The organism is Acidiplasma sp. MBA-1 (assembly GCF_000949015.1).
GTDB classification, from domain to species: domain Archaea; phylum Thermoplasmatota; class Thermoplasmata; order Thermoplasmatales; family Thermoplasmataceae; genus Acidiplasma; species Acidiplasma aeolicum.
The window spans coordinates 96,589-121,444 of the sequence record NZ_JYHS01000003.1 but is presented as its reverse complement, the minus strand read 5'-3'; the positions used below and the strand labels follow the sequence as shown (position 1 = coordinate 121,444).

Below are 24,856 nucleotides of genomic sequence, written 5' to 3'. Positions count from 1 at the left end.
ATATGATTAATCGCAGAAATATATTTAAACTATACGTAAAAAACAAAGAAAATTATTCGTCGATGGACGTTAATTTTCTGAATACATTTATTGCATCCCTGTTCTGGGCAGGGTCATGAACCCTAAGTATATCAACCCCATTCTCACTCAAATAAATTGATGTTCCTATTGTTCCACCCAGTCTATCATTAACATCAGATCCGGTTAATGTGCCTATGAATCTTTTTCTTGATGTGCCAAACAGTGTGTCAAAGCCAAGAAAGAAAGACCATGGAGACCTTAATATGGTAATATTTCCATTGGTATCCTTGGAAAAACCTATGCCAGGGTCCACTATTATATTCTCTGGTTTTATGCCAAATTTTAACATTTTATTTATCCTGGAATAAAAAAAATTATTTATCTCAAATATAATGTCATCGTATTCAGTAAAGTTCTGCATTGTCTGTGGTGTGCCTATCATGTGCATTACAATAGCCCTAACATTATAATCGCATGCAATTTTTATCATTCTTTCATCAGAGAAACCTGATATATCATTTATATAATCTATATCCATGCTAATAACAGCCTTTATTGTATCATAATTTCTTGAATCAATTGATACAGGTATGTTTGATACAGATTTTATGTAATCAATAACAGGTCTTATTCTTTCAGTCTCAATATCTGGTGGCACAGGAAGACTGCCCGGCCTTGTACTTTCACCCCCTATATCAATTATATCAGGTTTTTCATCAAGCATTGAATCTATTCTGCTCTTATCCAGAATCCTTGAACCGGCATAAAAAGAATCCGGGGTTGCATTTAAAATCCCCATAATCACTGTTTTTTTATTATCAATCTTATTTACCATATTTTCAGAAATTTTATCCTCATAGCCAGAAAATATCTTATTTTCTTCCAGAAAGTCCTTTATAAAAGACCTGTCCATTTTTGCATATAATTTATTAAATCTTTTTCCATTGATAACAGTATTTCCAGCGGAATCCTCTGTAAAAATTTCAACACTTCTTTTATTATTCCTTGACGGAAATAAAATATTCATAATGCATTATGCTAAAAAACCTTAAAAATTTTAAGTTTGATTCATGTATCTGTTTTCTCCAGATGATTCACGCAATGTTTTACCCTTTGTTTCTGGCAAAAGAAAAACTGTCATGGCACAGCCCAAAATTGCAAGGACTGAGAGTATCCACATTAAGAAGCTTAAATTTGTAAACGCAAGTATTAATGTATCTGCAAATGTTCCTATGAAGGCGCCTGTTTTACCACCTGCTGCAGAAATGCCAGTACCGAAACCCCTTGTTGATATTGGAAAAACCTCTGGTGGGTAGACAAACGTTGTTACATTTGGCCCAAACATAATAAAAAAGTAGCTAATGCCATAAATCATTAAAAAATAATAAACATAGGCTGCGCTTATTATCCCTGGAAACAATGCTATGATACCAAATGAAATTGCCATCATTAAAAATCCTGTAATCTGTATTTTTTTTCTGCCAATTTTATCGAGTGTAAAAACAGCCACCCAGTATCCAGGAAAGGCTGCTATCCCGAATATTAACGCTGAATATTTATTTGTTAGTATAATTGCATTAATTCCGTTTAAACCGCTTGGAACAAGGAATGATAAAATGCTATTTGACATAATTGAGTTTCCATAAAATGCCCAGTCCATTAAAAACCATGTCCCTGCAGTGCCTATTAATGTTATAAGAAATTTTTTATCCTTAAATAAATCATACCATTTTGCATTTACCTTTTCTGCTCTTTTAGATTGGGCATCTATTCCCGTGTAGCTCCTTAAATTTTTTTCTGCAGTTTTAATATCGCCACGAACGTCTGCAGTATACCTTGGGGGCTCAGGCATGGTTCTTCTGAAATATATGACAAGCATGGCAGGTATACCCCCGATGGCCAGCAGTAGCCTCCATGTTAATGATGGGCTTAAACCACTTGTTAAAAACAATATTGAAATTAATGGTCCTGCAAGAAGCCCAAAGCTTTGCATTGAAAATATTGTGCCAACAAATTTGCCCCTGTTTAATGTATTTGAGTATTCTGTCATTATTGTTGAACTGGTTGCATAGTCTCCACCTATGCCCACACCAAGGAGAAATCTCCATAATATAAATACCAGAATGTTGTTGGTTGGTGTTAAAAATGCACTTCCAAGCGCACCAGCTATTAGCATTACCAGCTCAAGCCCATATATCTCCTTTCTACCTAAATAGTCTAGTAGCCTTCCAAATGTAACTGACCCTATAATGGCGGATAATAAAGCGGTGGATGTTATTAATCCCTTATAAAAAATTGATATATTATTCCATCCAGCAAGTGGTAGTATAAGTATAACAACACCAATTATGAAAAGGTCATATGCATCTGTAAAGAATCCAAGACCTGACACAAATAAAACCTTATAATGAAACTTTGAGGATTTTGCATTATCCAAGGCCTCGTCCACAGTAGTCATCTTTGCCACTATTTTCTCTATTTTCCTATTTATTATAAATATAACCTATATATTCTATATAAGATATATAGACAAAATTACATGAATTATAATAAAATTTAAATATAATTTAAGCCATATTTTAATTAATTGAATAACCTTATTATTTAAAATGTAATATGGTATGTTATCAAGGTGATTGAAATGGCGATAAGCGATGTGGAAATAGAAAAGGTAAGGTCCAGAAACTATGTGAAGATAGATGAGCTTGCAAGGGCAATAAGCAACGGTTTAAGCTTGCAGCAGAGAAAGATGGGGTCAGAGGAGGCGCAGTCATCAGCGGAACATATTATTAACTTCTTTGGGTACGGCACCCGGGTTATTGATAATATGCTTGAGCCGGAGGATCGTGATGTCTTCTATACTATGGAGGATCTTGGAATTCTTGAAACAGAAAGAGAAGAAACAACACTTTTTGATGGAAGGGAATGGCGCATTCATTACTGGATTTTGAATGTTAATCGCGTTATAGAACTCTCAGAAATGAATATACAGACAAATAGTGATGATTCAACATTCGATATCTACAATGAAATTCCCGATGAATACTGGAAGGCAAATTAAAATATTAATAATTATTAGGTTAAAAATATGCACATAGCCATTCTAGATAAGGATAAATGCCATCCGAAAAGATGCAATCACGAATGCCAGTATTACTGCCCACCTGTGAGGAATGGAACAAAAACTATAGAATTTCCCGATGCAAATGCACAGCCTGTTATTACAGAATCGCTTTGTATTGGCTGTGGCATATGCGTTAGGAGATGCCCATTTAATGCTATTAAGATAGTCAGCATACCAGATGAACTAAATAAAAATATAGTTCATCAGTACGGTCTGGATTCCTTCAGGCTCTATTCACTGCCATCCCTATCGGCTGGCCGGGTAACAGCACTTCTTGGCCAGAATGCACTTGGCAAGACCACAACCATGAATATTTTATCAGGAATATTGATACCAAACTTTGGTAATTACAATGTTAAGGATAACCGTGATGAGGTTATATCAAGATTCTCCAAAAGTGTGATGGGGCAGTATTTTAAGGATCTGTACAATGGAAATAAAAAGGCAGTGCTGAAAAATCAGTATGTGGATTTAATTCCTAGGGTTGTTTCAGGTACAGTAATAGATATATTAAAAAATAATGATAACGGAAATCTTGATTTTGTTGTATCGGAATTATCAATGGAATCATCACTGCACAGGGATATCAGGGATTTATCAGGTGGTGAACTCCAGAAACTTGCCATAGCAATGGCATTGATGAAGGATGCAGACATATACCTGTTTGACGAACCCTCATCCTATCTGGATATTAATGAAAGAATAAGGATATCTGAAATTATTAGAAAACTGGCTGAAACCAAAATAGTAATGGTTGTGGAACATGATCTTGCACTTCTGGATAAAATTGCAGATCAGATTAATCTGGTATATGGAAGTCCCGGTGCATACGGTGTAATTACAAAAGAAAAATCAACAAATAAGGCAATAAACGCGTTTTTATCAGGTTATTTAAGGGAGGAAAATGTAAGAATAAGACCAACATCAATAGATTTTAATGTAAAATCAAGTAAAAGAACAACAGTTACAACCAAAATAACTTCCTGGACCAACCTTGAAAAAAAATTTGAAAACTTTGAGCTTCATGTTGGGTCAGGATACATAAATAAGGAGGAGATTATCGGTGTACTGGGCCAGAATGCACTTGGCAAGACCACATTTATAAAAATGCTTTCAGGAACAATAAAGCCAGATTCCGGTCAGGTTGAGAACCAGTTAAGGGTGGCATACAAACCACAGTACATATCACCGGATTTTGACGGTACTGTTTATGAACTCTTTTCAACAACCATGAAGGAAAAAATGGAAGACCAGTTCATAAAAAATGAGATAATTGGCCCGCTGGATGTTGAGGAACTATATGATAAAAATGTTAATGATCTCTCTGGAGGTGAATTGCAGAGAACATCGGTTGCACTTACATTATCAACAGATGCTGATATATATCTTATAGACGAACCATCTGCCCATCTGGACTCAGCCTACAGGATGAATGTGGCAAAAATAATAAGGAGGGTTATGGAAAATAATAAAAAAAGTGCAATAGTTGTTGATCATGATATATATTTAATAGACCTAATTTCAGATGCCCTGATTGTTTTCACAGGGCAGCAGGGAATTAAAGGTTGCAGTAAGGGTCCCATGGATATGAGGACAGGCATGAATGAGTTTTTAAAAGGCCTCGGAATAACATTTAGAAGGGATGAGCTTACAAAGCGTCCAAGAATCAATAAACTGAACAGTGCACTTGATAGAGAACAGAAATTAAAGGGGGAATATTATTATTCCCAATAAAATATTATTAAAAATTATTATTCCTGTTTTGAATTTAACAGTATTCTGACATCCACAGCGTAGGCGCCATTCTGATTTACTATCACCGGATTTATATCCATCTCGCTAACATCAAGATCAACTATTAACCTTGATATATTTGTTATTGCCCTGATTAAGGAAAGTCTATCATAGTTTCTTTTTCTGGCAGAAAGCATTTTTGTAACCTTGCTTTCATCCATCATATACATTGCCTCATTTTCTGATACAGGTGCAAGACCGTAGCTTAAATCCTTTAAAACCTCCATGTATATGCCGCCAACACCTGACACCACAGTGTAACCAAAAACAGGGTCCTTAATGCCCCCTATGAATATCTCTGCCCCGGATATCTGTTCCTGAAGCAATACTCTTTTATAGTTAAGCTGTTTAAAAGCCTCATGAAGATTTTCCTTCTGTACATTCATTATAACACCGTTAACATCGGTTTTATGCACCGGCTCATCAGGTGATATCTTCATTACAAGTGGATACCCAACATAATCTGCGGCTGCGTCAAGATCTGACTCATTTTCAACAGTTTTCCATTTTGGTGTTTTAATCCCATAAATTTCCATAAGTTTCATTGCCTCAAAATCTCTAAGATAGTTTTTGCCTGCAACAAGCTTTTTTGCCTCCTCTGGTGGTTCGCTTATCCTAATTTTTTTATCCGGTGTCCACCTTGAGGTCATGTACTTGATTGCCTTTATGGCATCCTCAGGGAATTTAAAGGACGGAATAGATGCAGAATCCAGAAGCTTTGATGCAGAATCCTCATCCATGCCCATTACAACTCCTATTACACCAGTACCCTTGTATTTAATTACAGCCCTGGCAACATCCGTACATGTTACCATTGGGAGTGACTGAACTATTACCACCTTTGTGCAATCCAGATCCTTAACAGTTTCCAGTGCATCACTGTATCTTTTATAATCGGCATCCCCTGAAAGGTCAATGGGATTCCTTGGCACACTCTGCTTGGGCAGTATTTTTAATAATGATTTCTTTATCCTATCAGGCAGCTGAATTTCATTCATTTCCTGGATATCTATGGCATCTGTTGTTAAAACACCATGGCCACCAGAATTTGTTATTATTAATATATCGCTGGATACATTTTCACTTGAGTTTACAAGTCTGGCTATATTCAGCATATCCTCAAGGCTGTCAACAAATATACCACCACAGGTTCTTACCGCCGCCTTAAATATATCTATTGATCCAGCAACGCTTCCGGTATGTGTTTTTATAGCTGCGGAACCTGATTTTGAAACACCGCCTTTTAAAAATATCATTGGTTTCTTTTTAACAATTTCCGGAACAACGTTTAAAAATTTGTCACCGTCTGAAACACCTTCTATATATGAGAATATTGCCCTGGTTTCAACATCGTTTGACAGGTATTCATAAACATCCGATTCAGTAATATCAGATTGATTTCCAAGGCTTACAAAGTAGCTTATGCCGGTTTTTGTCTTCTGTGCCCATTCCAGCATGTAAACACCAAGACCACCACTCTGGGCCACAAGTGCAGAATTTCCCCTTATTGTATCCTCAAATGCAAATGTTGCGTTGAAATTTGGTGTAATGAGCCCTATTGTATTTGGCCCAAGAATGCTTAAATTACCATTTCTGGCTATGTCTATTATCTGTTTTTCAAGATCGGCACCATGCTCATCAGTTTCTTTAAACCCTGATGTGATAATAATTGCAGCTCCTGCCTTGATGTCAACAGCATCCTGAATTACAGAGGGTACAGCATCTCTTGGAACGGCAACAACCACAAGATCAACATTTTCCTTAATGTCCTTTAATGATTTATATGACTGGTAATTTTCTATTACACTACCATTTGTGTTAACAGCAAAAATTTTTCCATTAAATGTGGAAATAATATTCCTAAAAATTATATTGCCAACCTTGTTTTTATCATTTGATGCCCCAACCACTGCAATGCTTTCTGGCCTGAATAATGATTCAATCATGATATAATAATATGATAAATCAATTTAAAGCTTTTTTATTATTGATAACTTTCAAGCATAAATGTTTCTATATGGAAAATGTTTACCAATAAATATTTATTTACAAAATATTTATATAATCAAAATAAATTATGATTTTATGGTTCAGGAAAAATGGGTGGCATTGTCAAATACAACAATAGGTGTTTTAATGGCCACAATTAATGCCAGCATACTTATTATAGCCCTACCACCAATTTTTAGGGGCATTGATTTAAATCCATTTCAATCAGGTGCTTTTGCCTACCTGCTCTGGATACTTATGGGATATATGATAGTAACTGCTGTTCTTCTGGTTACCATAGGCCGTCTTTCTGATATTTTTGGCCGTGTAAGATTATTTAATCTTGGTTTTGCAATATTCACACTTGGTTCAGTGCTGCTATATTTTACCCCAGGTAAGGGTGATACTGGTGCTCTTGAATTAATTATATTTAGAATAGTTCAGGCAGTTGGTGGATCATTTTTAATGGCAAACAGCTATGCAATTATCACTGATAATTTTCCCAAGGAAGAACGTGGTACTGCGCTGGGTATAAATGCCATAGCAGGAACAGCAGGAATGAGTATAGGTATAGTTGCTGGCGGTATTTTATCTGCAATTAACTGGAGATATGTATTTCTTGTTAGTGTTCCCGTTGGCCTCCTTGGCACGGTATGGTCATATCTAAAACTGAAGGAAACATCACCTAAACTTAAGCAGAAGCTTGACATTCCGGGAAATCTACTTTTTGGTGCAGGTCTTATAATACTTTTAATAGGCATTACATACGGTCTGGTTCCATATAAGAGCAGTGCAACAGGCTGGGCAGACCCATGGGTTATTACAGCCATAATTATTGGAATAATACTTTTAATAGCATTCCCGTTTGTTGAAAGAAAGGTCAAGCAGCCAATGTTCCGCCTTGAATTATTTAAAATCAGGGCATTTTCAGCAGGCAGTTTTTCAGGTATGATCTCAGGCATGGGTATGATGGGCTTAATGTTTATGATAATAATATTATTCCAGGGAATATGGCTTCCAGACCACGGTTATTCATATGCCAGTGCTCCTTTCTGGGCCGGAATATTCATGCTCCCAATGACGGTTGCCATGGGTATATTTGGACCGCTTTCAGGAAAATTATCAGACAAACACGGATCAAAGGGCATAGCAACCCTTGGTCTTTTGATATCAGCATTTGCATTAATCCTTCTTTCATTACTGCCATATAATTTCATATATATAGAAATGGGAATATTATTGTTTATATTCGGTGCAGGCATGGGCATGTTTACCGCCCCAAATACATCAGCGGTCATGTCATCAGTACCGCCTGAAAGCAGGGGTTCAGCATCTGGCATGCTCACAACATTAAGAAATGTTGGGACAACCGCCAGTATGGGCATTTTCTTTACAATATTGATTTTAAGCCTTTCATCAAAACTTCCAGGTGCATTATCTTCAGCGGTTACTAATGCTGGAGCACCACAGCTTGCCTCAGTATTTTCCAAACTGCCACCAACAGATGCAATTTTTGGTGCACTTCTTGGCATTAATCCTATAAAGGCCATATTAAGCATACTACCATCGGGTGTTAAAAATTCAATAAGTCCAACAGCATTAAGTACAATAACCCAGCGCACATGGTTCCCCACCATATTTGCCCCAACATTCATGTCCTCCTTACATGTGGTATTCTATGTTGCCTTTGCAATAACACTTGTGGGTGCACTATTATCATTTATCAGGGATCCATTAACCAAAAAGTCAGGTTCATCTAAAAGAATATCAAATGAGGAGCAGGCTGTTAAATTAAAAAGGTGAGTAAAATTGGACGATACATTAGAAATCTGGGAATATCTGGATAAAATACTTGGATGTTATATAAAGAAAATCAAATTAAGGCTGGAAAAGGATGGTTTGACCATTACAGACTACAAAATAATTTACCTTCTTACCAAGGGTCAGCAGCCAATGAAAAATATCGCGGGAGAATTATCACTGGCAAATGGCTGGGTTACAGATATAGTGGATAGACTTGAGAGAAAAAATCTGCTTTTGAGAAAACACGACATGAATGACCGCAGAATAGTCAATGTGGAATTAACAAAAGAGGGCAGAAACTATTATGAGGAACTTGGATTATTCATTAAAAATATTATATCGGAATCTCTTAAAAACCTTAATAAGGATGAAATAGAAAACTTTAAACTAATACTAAATAAAATATCTGATGCAATCGGCACAGAACTTCTAAAAAGCAATTAGGCTAACATTATATATAAATTTACCATACGTTGACATGCATCTGCTTTACAGGGAAAATCTGGCAAGGATTGCAAAGTTCCATACAAAACATGGTGATATAGAAACACCAACAGTATTACCTGTTATTAATCCAAATCTAAATTTTTTATCAGAGAGTGAGCTAAGAAGCCTGGGTGCCCAGGCCGTAATAACAAACAGCTATATAATTAGGAGAACAGATTCGCTGAGGGAAAATGCTCTTAAATATGGTGTGCATAAATTAATAGGATTTAACGGCCCCATAATGACAGATTCAGGAACATTCCAGAGTTACGTTTATGGTGATATTGAATATACAAATAAGGAAATTGTTGATTTTCAGAAAAAGATAGGAAGCGATATAATAACCATACTTGATATATTTACCCGGCCAGAGGATAAATATGAAGAATCAAAACATGCTGTGGAGGAAACATACCGTAGATTACAGGAAATAGATATAGGTGATGATATTATAGCCGGTCCAATTCAGGGTTCAGTATATCCTGATTTAAGGAGTCTTTCAGCACAGTTAATGTCAAGGGCACCCTATCTGCCAATAGGTGGTGTTGTACCACTTCTGGAATCATACAGGTATGATGATCTGGTTAAAATTATTATAAATTCAAAAATAAATGCAGATTTTTCAAGGCCGGTTCATTTATTTGGAGGTGGACATCCAATGTTTTTCGCCTTTTCAGTAATGCTTGGGGTGGATCTCTTTGATTCAGCATCCTATATAAAATATGCCAAGGATAATAGAATATTGTATCATGAGGGTACAAGATCCTTAAAGGATCTCCTCGATTTTCCTGAATGGAGCCCATTATATGGGCGGTATAAACCACAGGAATTAATTCAGGAATCAGAGGAAATTAGACTAAAGGAACTGGCAAAGCATAATCTTAAGGCAATTTTTATGGAAATTAACGAAATTAAGGAGAGGATATACGAAAATACACTTTATCAGTATGTTGAGGAAATAGCACATGCACATCCGGCCCTTTACAGAGCTTATATTAACATTTTAAGTGAAAATACTCTAACTAAATTCCAGAGTATTTCATCCAAATCACCATTCTATTATTTTGATTCCAATTCGCTTGAAAACCCGTGGGTAAAAAGATTAAAAAATTACACATACAAATACATCTCAAACGGTAAAAAAACTATTTTAATCCCAAAAAAATTATGGAAACCCGGTATGCCCACGGGTCAAAAATTAATAGATTTTTATGAGCAAAACGATTTTAATATACTTGTTCCATGGAATGGCATATATATTCCTGTTGAACTTGAAAACACATTCCCTGTTGGGCAGATGGTTTCATCAGAATTAATATTCAATGACCTGAGGGATTCTTATATAAGGTATTTAAAATCAATAAATGACGAAGTAATACCGTATACAGATTATACCATAAAAGAAAAAATTAGGGATTTTGATCTGGAAAAAATCAATACTGTTTTTGACTACCAGTTCGGTGTTAAAAACTTTTTTAATAATAATGACCAGATTATTAAATCTAAGACCACCGGTCATATTAGAAACATAATAAGGAATTCAAAACTAATTGCAACAATGAGAAACGATGGGTTTTTTACATTAACTCCAGATGGAGGTATTTTTTTATTGGCAATGCTTGATTATCCATTATCACGGGTTGTTGTTACAGAAGACAGTGCAGAGTTTAACTCAAAGGGTTATAATGTGTTCTTCAAATTCATATTAGATTTTGATCATAATATAATTGCAGGAAATGATGTGCTTGTTGTAGATTCTTCGGACAGGCTCTGTGCCGTTGGTAAGGCAACAGTTTCAGGAACTGAAATGAAATATTATAAAGATGGCATAGCTGTAAAGGTACACAGGGGCATTAAGTGATTTTTAGTCATAAATCCCATTTTTCATTTTAAAAAAAATATTTATAATGCGTTATTGTTATTTTTGATATAAAATTTTAAATTTTGGTTAGATAAGTTTATTTAAAGATTATAATAAACCTATCATGGAAGGTAAACCATGGCTGCTGGCAATGGATCTGGACGGCACTGTTTGGGATAATTTAAACATATCTGGAATTAATCCACCCTATGAAAAAATAGATTCAGAGAAAATACGTGGGGAAAATACCGTGGTAACAATTTATAAAAGTGCTGTTGAATTTATGATCTGGTGTAAAAGGCATGGCGCCATAATAACCAGCCTTAGCTGGAATAAAAAGGAACATGCCATGGAGGCCCTGGAGAAATTTGGCATAATTGATTTATTCGATTATAATGCAACTGATTATACCCCGGACAAGGATAAAAGACTGCTTGACTTAATTAATATACTAAAAGCCAAGGGAATTAATATAACTCCTGATAGAATAGTTTACATAGACGATCGTGACATACACATGGATGCCATAAAAAAAAGTGTTGGTGATATCATATTTATAAATATATGGAAAACAGCAAAGAATTATGATGAGGCAAAGGACGTTATTAAAAAGAAAATTTTAGGATACGAGACCACAGCATAATGCAGAAATTTTAAAAATCAATATGGATATAAATTAAAATAGAACTGTCAATGAATAAGGAAGCCTCATTGTTTCAGCATGAGGTAGCTCACTGTGTTTGTTCGGCAACTTAATAAAATCTGGACAGCATACATTAAAACTCATGATATTTGTCATTTTTAAAAAAAAATTTTGAGAAAGCTTTTTATAACTTTTTTAACTTTTCCATAATGGAACAGGGAGCTGATAATATTGATGGTAATTTGCCCGGTCATTTTAAGGATGGAAATAATAAAATAAGTGGTGGAAAAGGCACCCCCGCCTTGGTGCTAATAGCACTTGCAATGGGGATGCTCGTTTATGGTGTTGCCGAAAGTTATGGCCCCGTTTCTGTAATAGGAGGAATTTTACCCTCAAAGTACTTTTATATTGGATTGGGTCTGCCATATATAGCCGGGGGTGTTGGGGCACTTCTCTCAGGGCGTTTGGCAGATAAAATAGGCAGGCGCGGGTCTTTTATGATCACGTCTGCAATGATTGTTATTGGTATAGCAATATTTGTCTTTTTATCAAACCTTGTTATTGCCCTTATAATATCATTTATTCTTGTTGGAATGGCCGCCATAGGACTTGAAACACCAATTTTATCAATGATTGTTGAATCCGTTCCTGCAAATGTTAGAGGAAAATCACTGGTTATTGTTCAGAACTTTGGGAATGTTGGGGTTGCATTAACCTTTATCCCCATCTTTCTTCATCTTTCAGATTCGATAAGCAGGCTTGCAATATCCATGCTTTTTATAGCCCCACTTATCGCACTTGGGCTTTCATGGTTCTATGTTAAGGAGAGCATTCCATGGAGTGCATTAAAATCAAACAGCGATGTTGAGGACGCATGGCAGATAGATAACGATGCAGAACCTGTAAATCCACATATTGGTCTGCCATTGCGCTTTCTTATACTCATTATAATAGGCATTGCACAGGATGTTGCATTTGTTTATTTTTCATATGGCGTTGGCTACAGCTATTTCTCATTGGGACTCGCAGATGATATACCGATAATTGGCGGATTTACAATGACGATAGTGGGTATAATCACAAGCCTTATCATTGTTGAAAAAATGAACAGGAAGACATTTACAATAATGTCCTATGGCCTACTGGTAGTTTTCTGGGGGGTTCTATGGTTATTTGAGGCATTAACACACAGCACATACGGATTGGTTCTTGTCGCATTAATGGTACTTTTATTCATTCCCGGTGAGATTACCTGGGCATCACGTGGAATGCTTGAGCCTGAAATATTTCCAACATATAAAAGGGGAACCTATGTTTCACTTGTTAGATTTACCGTATGGGTTGGTACAGGCATCATTATAATACTTTTAACATACACATCACTTCCATTTATCATTCCCGCATCCGCCGTCATGTTAATATTCTTGCTATCATTAACAATGACAGTAATATGGCAGAGAAAAGGCTTTGAAACAAAGGCCAGAAGCCTTTCTGGTCTGGACAGAAAAATAATGGATAACGTTAGAAAATAATTTTACTTTTAATATTTATTTAAAAAAGTCAGTTATAAAACACCGGTTATATGTAATAATTTATATAGCCCAATGTTATATTTTTACTGTTATATGGCTTTAAATATTGTTTACAATACAATAAACGATGCGAGATATAACGTTATAAACACTCTTAGTATTACCGTTAATTCTAATATATATAATGCAATGGGTCTCGATGGTGTTTTAAGCCCAATTGAATTATCAAGGACTTTTGGTTTTAACAGGATAACAGGAATTAGGCACAGTTTTGATAATGCTTACAAAACAATAGAAGGCATTGTTAACAAAAAACTTAAAAAAAAGTATGCAGGAAAATTATCAATATCTCTTTCAGAAGACTCTAACATGACCAATGCGCTTTCATACATGAAACAAGGAAGAATTGTGGCATTATTCATGGATTATTCAACGTTCAGCGGCAATGCAGATATACCTGATGGTATATTTTATTCTTTTCCGGCAGCCTTTATATCCGGTAGATTTATTGAAATCAATCCCGATATATCCGTTAATGATAAAATATTGGATATAAATTATTACAATGATAAATTCAAGAATGTTTTTAAGGCATATTCCGAAAATGAACTTCGGGAGATATTCATAAAATCAAGGAATAAAATGGTAGTTTATGTCAATATAAATTCAGATTCAGCCAGCCAGCTTAAATTGCTTACAGAGTATCAGGGTGATGCCTTTGAATACCGCTAGGTATTATTTTACACAAAAATACCAGATGTTACAAACAACCAAAGATAATTTAATATCACTTTTTAATAAATTTCTTCATGAAAACTATGGAGATTTTTTGTTTATTGATCCAGATTCCATAGAAACCCTTGGAAAGATAAATGCCTATGCAGATTTATTCCTGCCAGAGCATGTGCTCTCCATACATTTAATAAATAAAATTGGCCATGTATTTTATCTGGAGGCTGAAAATATTTATGGATATATCACAATAAAGGGTCCGGAGTTTAATTCAGCTCTCATGCAGATAAAATCAAAAATCGCTGAACTAAATAAGAGTTATATTTTAAAAATTATATCATATGCCGGGAATTATCTTGCAAAAATACCTGAAATAAGGATGGCCTACACACCCATGATGGAGATTTTTAGATCCCTGGATAATAATGGGAATGTAATACTGGACACATCAAGGCAGGCAGATACAAAAAGAATAAAATTTTTCTCCCTTATAAAACATAGTGGTATATTAAAATATGAAGAAAGGTATGATAAAATAATAATATACAAAAATGAGGACCCCGGTTTTAAAAATGACAGGGAAATGTTTGCCATGACATTTTCAGCCATTCCTGAAATTTTTGCAGCAAATGATTCTGTTAAACCCTATGTAAGAACAGCATACTCATATTATTATTTTTCAATAATACATGGAGATATGATCCCGCTTGATGCTGAAATTTTATTAAGGAATTATAGGCATCTATTTAATAGAAATATTGATGAACTAAAATTCAGGTCTTATATAGATTCATTAATAGACTGCGGAATATTTTTTTTGGAAGATGGTAAAATTAAAGGGAATATAGAAATATATAATAAAATAAAAAATTAAAAAATTTATTGCTTTGTGGTTATATACTGTGACTCTCTGGATACCTCCTCAATGGCCCTGCCCTTTGGTTCTGGAAGGCATAATACTGTTATTATGGTTGCTGCTATGGCAAATATGGCAAGTATTGTCATTAAAAGGGATAATCCACTGGCTATTATAAAGACATCAACAAAGGTTCCTATGAATGCCCCGGTTTTACCCCCGGCAGCAGAAATGCCAGATCCAAGCCCCCTTGTTGTAACCGGAAAAACCTCTGGTGGGTAAACAAAGGTTGTAACGTTTGGACCAAACATCATAAAGAAATAACTTATACCATATATCACAAGGAATTCATCAACGTGTGATAATGTATCCAGAACAGGGAACAGTGCCAAAATTCCGTAGGTAACTGCCAGCATCACAAAACCTATCACCTGTATTGGCTTTCTTCCTATTTTATCAAGAGTAAATGTTGCAAGCCAGTAACCCGGAAGTGCCGCCACCGTGAATATCAATGCAGAATATTCTGTGCTTCTTATAAGTCCCGCAAGTCCTGTCTGTGTTATAACGAATTTAAAGATATCATTTGACATAATTGAGTTCCCATAAAATGCCCAGTCCATTAAAAACCATGCACCTGCAGTTCCTATTAATGTTATTAAAAATTTTCTATCCTTAAATAATGTGTACCATGGTGCATTGACTTTTTCATGATCACCGGATACATTCACATCAAGGCCTGTATAGTTTTTGAGATTCTCCGCCGCTTTTTTAGCATCTCCCCTTGCAACCGTGTATCTTGGTGGCTCGGGCATTTTTCTTCTGTAATATATCACAAACATTGGTGGTACTGCCCCGACTATAAGGAGGATCTTCCATGCATATGCCAGCGGTATTACAGTTGCATTTAAAAGAAATGCAAGGGCAATCAGTGAGGAAACAACAAGGCCTATACTCTGCATTGATAAAATGCTTCCGACATATTTGCCCCTTGTTTTAATGTTTGAATACTCAGCCATGATAACAGAAGAAGTTGCATAGTCCCCACCTATGCCTATACCAAGGAGAAATCTCCATCCTATTAAAACTGCTGGATTTTTAAACGATAAAAGCGCACTGCCAATTGCCCCAATAACAAGAAGCACCAGCTCCAGACCATATACTGCCTTCCTGCCCAAATAATCCAGAAGCCTTCCAAATGTAAGTGCACCAACCACAGCAGCTATTAGAGAGGTTGATCCTATTAATGCCTTGTCTGTGGTTGTTAGGCTCCACCCAACCATTGGGAGTATTGCTATAACTGTTCCTATTATGAAGAGGTCATATGCATCCGTAAAAAATCCCATACCTGCTGTTAGAAATGTCTTTAAATGGAATTTTCCCGTTGCATTATCCAGGGCTTCATTTATATTTTTTATATCATTTCCCATAAAAATTTAATAATTGATATAGATATTAATATTATTCATATATTATATATAAGAATATATATGATATATAGTTAAATTGCATAGCTGTTTTTTCCCTCATAATACTTATTAATGGTTTCTATAAACATTGATATAACTATTATTAAACCTCCAGCAATAATATAATAAGTTGGTATTTCATTTAATATAAATATTGAGGAAATTACTGCAAAAACAGGCTCACCAACATAAATAATGCCCGCGGCGGTTGGTTCCACGTATCTCAGCGCCCTTGTATTAATAATTATGGCAAAAAGGCTTGCGAACAGTGCTGTGAATACTATTGTAAAGATGACCACGGGAACCTTAAGTCCGGAATAAATTCTTATATTTAACGGCATAAAAAATAATGACAGGATGCCGACCATCAATAACTGGTAAAATGAAAACACCATTGTGTCAAGATATTTTGTGTATTTATAAACGTAAACTGTTTGAATAGCATAAAATATGGCACATAAAAACGTTAGAAAATCGCCAAATGCATATTTCCCAGAAAAATTAAATGACGACATCATTATAAGGCCAATAAGCCCCATTATTGCTGAAAGCACATCAATTTTCTTTATCCTCATTTTTAAAAACAAAAATGAAATCAGTGGCAGAAGGACAACATAGAGTCCGGTAATGAGGCCAGACTGTGAGGATGTTGTATACTTTAACCCCACTGTCTGAAAATAATATGCTATAAATAACAGAACACCGGCGGTTATACCATAAACCACATTATGCCTTTCCTTTCTATTCTTATTTTTAAATATTAAGGGTAAAACGAGAGCAGCAGATAGCAGAAATCTAAATGCAAGCAGCATTCCTGGTGTTATATAATAAAGTGAGATCTTCATTATTGGAAATGTTACACCCCAGAAAAATACAACAAGAATTAAAAGCAATAAATATACCAGTTTTGAATTCATTTTTCCAGTAATACCCACATATTTAATTAATTTAATTATTTTCTAAAAATAAGGTATTTTAACAGCTGTGGTCTTTTAAAAATAACGGAAATCACCACCCTTGAGGGATAGTCAATATCACCCAGTGAGTTAATTTTATTAATAATATTTTCATTATTTATTGCATTATATATCTTGTTTAATAATCTATCATTTATGCTTAATCTGGAATAATAATCCTGTATTCTGGCATCCATCTTAAGCTCCCTTCCAATTTCCTTTTTCCAGAGTTTTTCATATAACGATAAAGATTTTTCTGAAAAATCCTCATGCTGAAAGCTCCTGTCTATTGCCTCGGCAGCATTTTTTGCAGATACTATGCCTGTATATATACCGCCACCAGATAATGGTTTTACAATACCTGCCGCATCTCCAACAAGAACTGATCTGTTCCCGTATGTTTTTTTAAGATATCTTATTGGTATTGGTCCTGCGTTTATGCCTATTATCTTATTATCTCCATAGGTTTTGTTTATATTCTTAAAATATTTTATGGCATTAACACGGTCAACCCCAACACCTATGCGGGTAATATCACCGGATGGTACTGCCCACCCAAAAAAACCCCTGCTGTTATGTGATCCTATGTAAACATTTACATCATCCTGATCTTCAAGCCTTGCTGCAGAATCAACCTGATATGTTGATATTATTTTTTCCGGGCGCTTCCTGTAAAGTATTTTTCTTACAGTGCTGTTAGCCCCATCAGCACCTGCAACAATCTGGGCCTTTGCATACATTATCTCTCCATTTTTTTTATACTTGACCTCGGCATACTCATTATTAATACTAACGTCCATAACCCTGGAATTTATACTTACATCTGCACCTGCAGATATGGCCATTGCGGACGCATCCTTGTCAAAATCATCCCTGTACATTACTATTGTTTCCTCAGTTTTCCTTACATGTATGTACTTTCCATTTGGAAAATATATATTTGCACCATGCACTGAATTAATCCTGGAATTCGATTTAATGTAATCAAAAACCCTTTTGGATACAAGGCCTGTGCATTCAACAGGTTTCCCTATCTCTTTATGTTCCTCAAGATTTAGAACATTATAGCCTTTTTTTGACAGACTGTATGATAAATAGGAACCCGCTGGACCCGAACCAACCACAATTACATCATGCACACCTGATTATAATTAATAATTATATATATTTAATTTAAAAAAGTAAAAATTTACGATTCAACCTCGTCTGTTACATCCATTGATAAATTCCTCGTCTCACCTGTTTTAATGACTGTACCAAGGGCTATTAGTATAAAAATTACGGTAAAAACAGGATATAGTACATAAGAAATGCCACCGAGATAATCAGAAACATAGGGTGCCGGACCTCCTATAAATGAATTTCCATACTGGTATGCTGCAGAATTACCAGAATACCTGACATCAGCAGGGAATATTTCTGATATCATTGCCCCCAAAGGTGAATAGCTTAGACCATGGGCCACCCCGAAGAGTGTTATAAAAATTATAAAATAATAATCTGATACAAGATATACTGATGGATATATTATTACCAGTGCAAGGATATTCGCAAATGCTATTATTATTTTTCTTCCCTTGGCATCTGAAATCATCCCGCCCATGAATACAAATATTATATCCGCAATGCCGAAAATAGCAGTACCTATTAATCCAAAGTATACCGGCATCTTATAAATTTCCTCCATAAGCACCGGCAGCAGTGCAATAGCAAAATAGAAGAAATTTCCGGAGGAACCTGCAAGAATTGTTCCTGTTAGAACACCCTTCCAGTGCCTTTTCATTAACACCTTAAACGGCGATTTTTGGATTTTTTTGGATTTTATTTCATTCTCAAAAACAGGTGTTTCTGATACCTTAAGCCTTATAAAAGCACCAATAATTAATATTACAAAACTAAATAAAAATGGAATCCTCCAGCCATAGGCTATCATTGCACTTGCCGGTAGATAATATGCCAGTGGAAAAAAAATAAAAACACCAATTAGCAGGCCAAGTCCAACAGTTGACTGCACAAAGGATGAATAGAATCCCCTCCTGGACTGGAAATTTTCCAGTGTTAAAAGCATGGCACCACCCCATTCACCACCAAGGCCAAATCCAAGTACCAGCCTTAGAATAACCAGGATAATTATGGCAGCCACTCCAATGCTGGCATAACCTGGTATTAAACCGGTAAGTCCTGTGGATATGCCAGATATCATCAATGTCAGTAAAAGCATTTTTTTTCTGCCTATTCTATCACCATAATGCCCAAATATATAGGCACCAACGGGCCTTGTTACGAATCCAAGCGCGAATGTTAAAAGTGTTAAAAGTATGGCCACCGATGATGTTACAAACGGATAAAAAACCTTGGATATATAATCCGCCCCTGAGGAAAAAATAAATATGCCATACCACTCTATTATCGTTCCAACCATTGATGCCAGAATTATATCCCTTGACCTTGACATAATTTATGAAAAATATCATATATTTAAATATTTATTTTATATTTCCGGATAAATGAATTAGTTTTTATAGGAAACTTAATAATAGTATGGTAATTTACAGTTTATGGTACTAGTTTCTGTGGACATAGGTGGAACCTTTACTGACATAGTTGTTATAGAAAATAAAAACGTTAGTTATTATAAGGTGCCAACAACACCAAAAAATCCAGAAATAGGAGTGTTAAACGGCCTTAAAAAATATTTAAATGGTAAAAAAATTGACGAGTTTCTTCATGCAACAACAATCGCAACAAACTCATTGCTTGGCCAGTATGGGCTTGAGCTTCCCAGGGTTGCCATTCTAACAACATATGGATTTAAGGATATAATAGAGATAGGAAGGCAGAACAGGCCTGAGTTATATAATTTAAACTTTCACAGACCAAGGATCCTTGTTCCAGAGAATTTACGATATGAGGTCCATGAGAGAACAGACGTAAATGGTCATATAATTGAATCTATAAATAATGATGAAATAGAAAATATAGAGAAAAAAATGCTGGAAAAGGGTGTAAAATCAGTTGCTGTTTGTTATTTACACTCGTACAAAAATGCAGATAATGAAATAAGAACCAAAAAAATTCTGGAAAACAAATTTAAAAACATATCAATTTCATACGATGTATCACCCGAACCGCGTGAATTTGAAAGGATGTCAACAACTGTTGTTAATGCCGCACTTTCACCTGTAACCTCGCAATATATAAAAAATCTGGAAAACTCCATTAGAGATTTTGGAAATTTTGATATTAAAATCATGTCAAATGCTGGTGGCCTTATTTTTAGCGACGAGGCATCTGAAAAGCCCGTAAATATAATTGAATCAGGTCCGGCCGCAGGTGTTATAGCCGCAGCAGAATTTGCCAAGATAATGGATATAAAAAATGTAATTGCATTTGATATGGGCGGTACAACGGCAAAGGCCGGCACGGTACTTAACGGGAATTTTGAGATTACATCTGAATATGAGGTTGGCGGTTCATCTCACCATGGAAGGATAATAAAGGGTTCAGGGTATCCTGTGAGGTTTCCATTCATTGACCTGTCAGAGGTTTCTGCCGGCGGTGGAACAATAATATGGAAGGATAGTGCAGGCGGTCTAAATATTGGTCCTAAAAGTGCAGGTTCTGACCCCGGTCCGGTATGTTATAACAGGGGTGGTAAATATCCAACCCTTACAGATTCAAATCTGGTTCTTGGCATTATCAGCGATACCATGTCCGGTTCTGATTTTAAGCTAAGAAAGGACCTCTCATTAAAGGCACTGTCAACTCTTGGAGACCCCTATGAAATTTCCGAAAATGCTGTTAAGCTTGCAATTCTTGAGATGGCCAGGGGCATCCGCCTTGTTACCGTTGAAAGGGGTCTTGACCCCTCAGCCTTCACCCTCTTTGGTTTCGGTGGTGCAGGCCCACAGTTTGCGGTTAAAATTGCTGAGGAAATTGGAATAAAAACAGTGGTCATACCCCCTGGCCCTGGTGTTTTCAGTGCCCTGGGATTAACATACTCAGATATGCGTTATGAGGCGCGTAAATCATATCCAGAAAATCTCGAATCAGATTTTAATGAGCTGAAAAATAAACTCCTCGGAAAACTTAAAAATCCTGAATTTCTAATGTATGCCGATTGCAGGTATTATGGTCAGGGTTCAGAATTAACTGTGCCGGTTAAAGAAATAAGTCGTGATAGGATCTTTGAGGATTTTGAAAATATACATTATAATACATTTGGATTCAGGCTTAATAAGCCTATTGAAATATTTACAATACGTGTTTTTGGCATTGAAAGGAGGGAAAAACCAGAAATAAAAATCGAAAAGAGCAATAAAAAAATATTTGTTAAAAGAAAGGCATATATAAATGGGGAATGGACAGAAATCAATGTGTATTCAAGAAGCAGCCTTATTGCCGGTGAAAATATTGCCGGACCCTGTGTTATAGAGGAGGATGGCAGCAGCACATTTATACCTGAAAATTGGAATGCCCATCTGGGTAAAAATAATGAAATAGTGGTGGTAAGATGAACTGGGAAATAATAGGTAAGGCAACGCAGTTTATTGCGGAGGAAATGGGGGTATCACTGAAAAGATCTGCACTATCGCCAAATATAAGGGAAAGAATGGATCATAGCTGTGCAGTTCTGGATAAAAATGGCAGAATTGTGGCGCAGGCAGAACACATACCGGTGCATCTTGGTTCGTTTAAGGTAGGCGCAAAAAATATAATAGATTATATGAATCAAAACGGTATAATTCTGGGAGAAAATGAAATGCTTGTAACCAACGATCCATATATTTCAGGGACACATCTAAATGATGTTACATTTATTGCACCTGTATATTACCGGAACGAACTTTTTTGTTATGTTATAAACAAGGCACATAACGTTGATGTTGGCGGCCCTGTATTTGGCAGTTTGAACCCGGAGGCAATAAATTTGTATCAGGAGGGCACCATAATACCACCTGTAAAGGCTTCCAGTGATGTCATAAAATTTATACTATCAAATTTCAAGGACCCTGATACTGCAGCAGGGGACCTTAATGCACAGATGGCCGCAAACAGAATGGGAATAAAAAGGATTAAGGAACTTCTGGATAGATATTCAGGAGATGATATAAATGCCTCATGGAACACATTAATAGATCATTCAAGAGAATTATCACTGCATGCAATGGCTGAATGGCCCCAGGGCACATATGAATCAGAGGATTTCCTTGAGAAAAATGATGGTTTAATAAAATTAAAACTAAAGCTTTCAGTAACAAAAAACGGCATTATAGCTGATTTTTCCGGCACGGATAATCAGATAAATTATCCCTTAAATGCTGTCCTTGGGGTAACATTTTCATCCGCTTCATTTTCAATCAGAAGTGCAATTAATCAGGACATTCCCACGAATGATGGTTTTTATTCAATAATAGACCTTAAGGTTCCAGAAAAATCCCTGTTAAACCCAGAAAAACCGCATCCAGTTTCTGGTGGCAATGTGGAGACAACACAGCGTGTGGCAGATACAGTTTTACTTGCTTTATCTAAATTTTTAAAGGAAATACCTGCAGCATCATCAGGCACAATGATGAATATCATGCTTGGGGGTGAGAATAATGGCAAATACTGGTCATATTATGAAACAATTGGTGGGGGTAATGGTGGCAGGTATAATTCCAATGGTGAGTCCGGGGTGCATTCAAATATGACAAATACCCTTAACACGCCGATTGAAATAGCAGAAAAGGAATATCCAATGTTCTTCACAGCATATAAATTAAGAAGGGGCAGCGGTGGAAATGGTTTGCATAAAGGTGGTGAGGGTATAATAAGATCATTTTATGTTACAAATCAAACGTATATGTCTGTAATAGCTGATAGATTTATGGTTAAACCATGGGGTATACACGGTGGTTCCCCGGGCAAGACCGGATCACTTTATATAATATCATCAGGGAGAAAAAAAAGGATGCCGGCAAAATTCTCATCCAAATTAAATAAAAACGATGAGGTCATTATAGAGACCCCCGGGGGAGGCGGCTACGGTAAAATTTAAAAAAATATTGAAATATAATTTATTTAGTCATAAAATGTTCAAACATAAATTTTTATTTATTATATTTTAATTCATTGTTATAAATTATAATAAAATTTAATAATTATTAAGTATTTGTTAATAGAGAGCAATGGACGTCACATATATTTTTAAATATGACAGATGCTTTGCATCAAATTTAATACAGAACTATCATATTAAAATGAGGTTAATTAGCAGGAGCTGGGACACTGATCAGCTCATGGAAACGGTATCAATATATTCAGAATCACCGGAAATAATAAATAAAACAGCAGATTTTTTAAAAAATTACAATGATTTTGAGCACATAGATATACTGGACAGGACAAAAAATACTGTAACATTCAGGGTAACTGTAACCGCCTCATGCCCCATTATTGATGTCCTAAAATCATCGCTTGTAAAAAATAAGAAAAATCCGCTTATAGAAAGAATAGACTATAAGGGCAACACTCACTGGAAGGTTGAGGTGGATAACTGTGCCAAGGTTGACAAAATTGCGGAAATACTAAGGGAGAAATATAAAATAGAGGACGTTGATGTAAAAATACACAGGGGTAGAAAATCAGATACAAAAAGCCTCTATGTACTAAAGCAGGCATATGAAATGGGATACTTCGATGTTCCCAAAAGAATCGGCCTTGATAAGCTTTCAGAGGAACTCCACATACCACAGACAACACTTAATTTGATGCTAAGAAGGTCTTTAAGGCAGTTAATAAATGAAAATTTAAAATAATTTTTTTAAAATAGTGTTAGCTGAAATATTATTGACATTAGAATAAATATTGTAAATAGCTGATGAATGGGTACAATTGCTCCGGGTCTTGATGCTGATTTGTTCACAGAGACAAATACAATAATTCCCACTATAATCTGTACTGCTATTATAATTAACGCGATGCTGTACCTGTAATAAAAGAATGAAAGCGAAAACAGGAAAAGTAACACGGCAATACCATGAATGCTCCATATCCACTGTGATTTGGTTTTTGGAAATCTGAAATAGCCTATGGGTCTCTGATATCCACGCTGGCCGGTTGTCATCCCGCCCATGAATATAACAAAGAAGAAGAAGTATAAGGGTATGTTATGCTCAATTAACTGAAGTTCATTGCCATAAAGGCCTGTAACTATTAATAGGTATGTAATTCCAGTGGAATATGCAAGTATGTCATGAAGGCCCTGAACCAATGCCGGTGCCTTACCTGCAAGGGTGTAAAGTGTTGCCATACCAAGCAGTGCTGTTATAATTACCAGTATTAATCCTGTTATTTCCAGTGCCCTTGGAACAAGTATAACCATAATAACCGCATTTATTCCGAGCAGTGTGGCCAGTATCCTGTGCCACACCTCAGGATCACCGGCCTTGGCCTTAACCGGCATATCCCTTGTATATGGCCAGTTGGTTCCAAGTGATAAACCATAACCATAGCCCTCCACAGTACCTCCAACAATTACTATTCCAAAGGCAAGTATTACCTGAAATATAAAATAATAATATAATATTTCATTCATTTTAACACCCTAAT

At 35.8% G+C, this 24,856-nt stretch carries 20 protein-coding genes; 12 read left to right on the top strand and 8 right to left on the bottom strand.

What is annotated here, in order from left to right; all coding sequences use genetic code 11:
- Positions 1–52: 52 nt before the first annotated feature.
- Both folP and TZ01_RS06340 read right to left on the bottom strand, forming a co-directional pair.
- Positions 53–1,048 carry a dihydropteroate synthase gene (gene folP, locus TZ01_RS06345; RefSeq protein ID WP_048101971.1) on the bottom strand — a complete coding sequence of 332 codons (996 nt, stop codon included), beginning with the start codon at positions 1,046–1,048 and terminating at the stop codon, positions 53–55.
- Between the two features lie 30 nt (positions 1,049–1,078).
- Positions 1,079–2,479 carry an MFS transporter gene (locus TZ01_RS06340; protein ID WP_048101970.1) on the bottom strand — a complete coding sequence of 467 codons (1,401 nt, stop codon included), beginning with the start codon at positions 2,477–2,479 and terminating at the stop codon, positions 1,079–1,081.
- 183 nt (positions 2,480–2,662) lie between these two features.
- Here TZ01_RS06340 and TZ01_RS06335 point away from each other — a divergent pair, with 183 nt between their 5' ends.
- Together TZ01_RS06335 and TZ01_RS06330 are read left to right on the top strand one after the other, a co-directional pair.
- Positions 2,663–3,082 carry a DUF6015 family protein gene (locus TZ01_RS06335; protein ID WP_156150332.1) on the top strand — a complete coding sequence of 140 codons (420 nt, stop codon included), beginning with the start codon at positions 2,663–2,665 and terminating at the stop codon, positions 3,080–3,082.
- Positions 3,083–3,109: 27 nt separating this feature from the next.
- Positions 3,110–4,879, top strand: a complete 1,770-nt coding sequence (locus tag TZ01_RS06330; RefSeq protein ID WP_048101969.1) for a ribosome biogenesis/translation initiation ATPase RLI — start codon at positions 3,110–3,112, stop codon at positions 4,877–4,879.
- Positions 4,880–4,896: 17 nt separating this feature from the next.
- On the opposite strand, the gene TZ01_RS06325 is transcribed toward TZ01_RS06330, so the two are convergent.
- Positions 4,897–6,885, bottom strand: coding sequence for an acetate--CoA ligase family protein (locus TZ01_RS06325; protein WP_048101968.1), 1,989 nt, complete (start codon positions 6,883–6,885; stop codon positions 4,897–4,899).
- A 139-nt stretch (positions 6,886–7,024) separates the two neighbouring features.
- Here TZ01_RS06325 and TZ01_RS06320 point away from each other — a divergent pair, with 139 nt between their 5' ends.
- From TZ01_RS06320 to TZ01_RS06290, 7 genes are all read left to right on the top strand, one after another.
- Positions 7,025–8,731, top strand: coding sequence for an MFS transporter (locus TZ01_RS06320; protein ID WP_048102172.1), 1,707 nt, complete (start codon positions 7,025–7,027; stop codon positions 8,729–8,731).
- A 6-nt stretch (positions 8,732–8,737) separates the two neighbouring features.
- Entirely contained in the window at positions 8,738–9,175 is a 438-nt protein-coding gene (locus TZ01_RS06315) for a MarR family winged helix-turn-helix transcriptional regulator (RefSeq protein ID WP_048101967.1), read from the top strand.
- Positions 9,176–9,209: 34 nt separating this feature from the next.
- Entirely contained in the window at positions 9,210–11,078 is a 1,869-nt protein-coding gene (gene tgtA / locus TZ01_RS06310; RefSeq protein WP_048101966.1) for a tRNA guanosine(15) transglycosylase TgtA, read from the top strand.
- 124 nt (positions 11,079–11,202) lie between these two features.
- Entirely contained in the window at positions 11,203–11,721 is a 519-nt protein-coding gene (locus TZ01_RS06305) for a magnesium-dependent phosphatase-1 (protein ID WP_048101965.1), read from the top strand.
- Between the two features lie 209 nt (positions 11,722–11,930).
- Entirely contained in the window at positions 11,931–13,253 is a 1,323-nt protein-coding gene (locus TZ01_RS06300; protein WP_052656809.1) for an MFS transporter, read from the top strand.
- A 93-nt stretch (positions 13,254–13,346) separates the two neighbouring features.
- Positions 13,347–13,985, top strand: a complete 639-nt coding sequence (locus tag TZ01_RS06295; RefSeq protein WP_048101964.1) for a hypothetical protein — start codon at positions 13,347–13,349, stop codon at positions 13,983–13,985.
- On the top strand, positions 13,972–14,859 hold the full coding sequence (locus TZ01_RS06290) for a hypothetical protein (RefSeq protein ID WP_156150331.1): 888 nt from the start codon (positions 13,972–13,974) through the stop codon (positions 14,857–14,859). The genes TZ01_RS06295 and TZ01_RS06290 overlap by 14 nt, the downstream gene beginning before the upstream one ends.
- A 5-nt stretch (positions 14,860–14,864) precedes the next feature.
- On the opposite strand, the gene TZ01_RS06285 is transcribed toward TZ01_RS06290, so the two are convergent.
- The 4 genes from TZ01_RS06285 to TZ01_RS06270 form a co-directional block, all read right to left on the bottom strand.
- On the bottom strand, positions 14,865–16,268 hold the full coding sequence (locus tag TZ01_RS06285) for an MFS transporter (protein WP_048101962.1): 1,404 nt from the start codon (positions 16,266–16,268) through the stop codon (positions 14,865–14,867).
- A gap of 71 nt (positions 16,269–16,339) precedes the next feature.
- Positions 16,340–17,224 carry a DMT family transporter gene (locus TZ01_RS06280; protein WP_048101961.1) on the bottom strand — a complete coding sequence of 295 codons (885 nt, stop codon included), beginning with the start codon at positions 17,222–17,224 and terminating at the stop codon, positions 16,340–16,342.
- A gap of 35 nt (positions 17,225–17,259) precedes the next feature.
- A complete protein-coding gene (locus TZ01_RS06275; RefSeq protein WP_048101960.1) occupies positions 17,260–18,402 on the bottom strand; it encodes an NAD(P)/FAD-dependent oxidoreductase in 1,143 nt (380 codons plus the stop codon).
- A gap of 50 nt (positions 18,403–18,452) precedes the next feature.
- Positions 18,453–19,718 (bottom strand): MFS transporter, encoded by a 1,266-nt coding sequence (locus TZ01_RS06270; RefSeq protein ID WP_048101959.1) that lies wholly within the window; start codon positions 19,716–19,718, stop codon positions 18,453–18,455.
- Positions 19,719–19,821: 103 nt separating this feature from the next.
- On the opposite strand from TZ01_RS06270, the gene TZ01_RS06265 reads away from it, so the two are divergent.
- From TZ01_RS06265 to TZ01_RS06255, 3 genes are all read left to right on the top strand, one after another.
- A complete protein-coding gene (locus TZ01_RS06265) occupies positions 19,822–21,780 on the top strand; it encodes a hydantoinase/oxoprolinase family protein (protein WP_048101958.1) in 1,959 nt (652 codons plus the stop codon).
- On the top strand, positions 21,777–23,303 hold the full coding sequence (locus tag TZ01_RS06260; protein ID WP_048101957.1) for a hydantoinase B/oxoprolinase family protein: 1,527 nt from the start codon (positions 21,777–21,779) through the stop codon (positions 23,301–23,303). The genes TZ01_RS06265 and TZ01_RS06260 overlap by 4 nt, the downstream gene beginning before the upstream one ends.
- 130 nt (positions 23,304–23,433) lie before the next feature.
- Entirely contained in the window at positions 23,434–24,063 is a 630-nt protein-coding gene (locus TZ01_RS06255; protein WP_048101956.1) for a helix-turn-helix domain-containing protein, read from the top strand.
- Between the two features lie 5 nt (positions 24,064–24,068).
- Here TZ01_RS06255 and TZ01_RS06250 read toward each other — a convergent pair whose 3' ends face one another.
- The gene (locus TZ01_RS06250; RefSeq protein WP_048101955.1) at positions 24,069–24,842 is read right to left on the bottom strand and encodes a hypothetical protein; all 774 of its coding nucleotides are present in this window, start codon (positions 24,840–24,842) and stop codon (positions 24,069–24,071) included.
- Positions 24,843–24,856 lie beyond the last annotated feature (14 nt).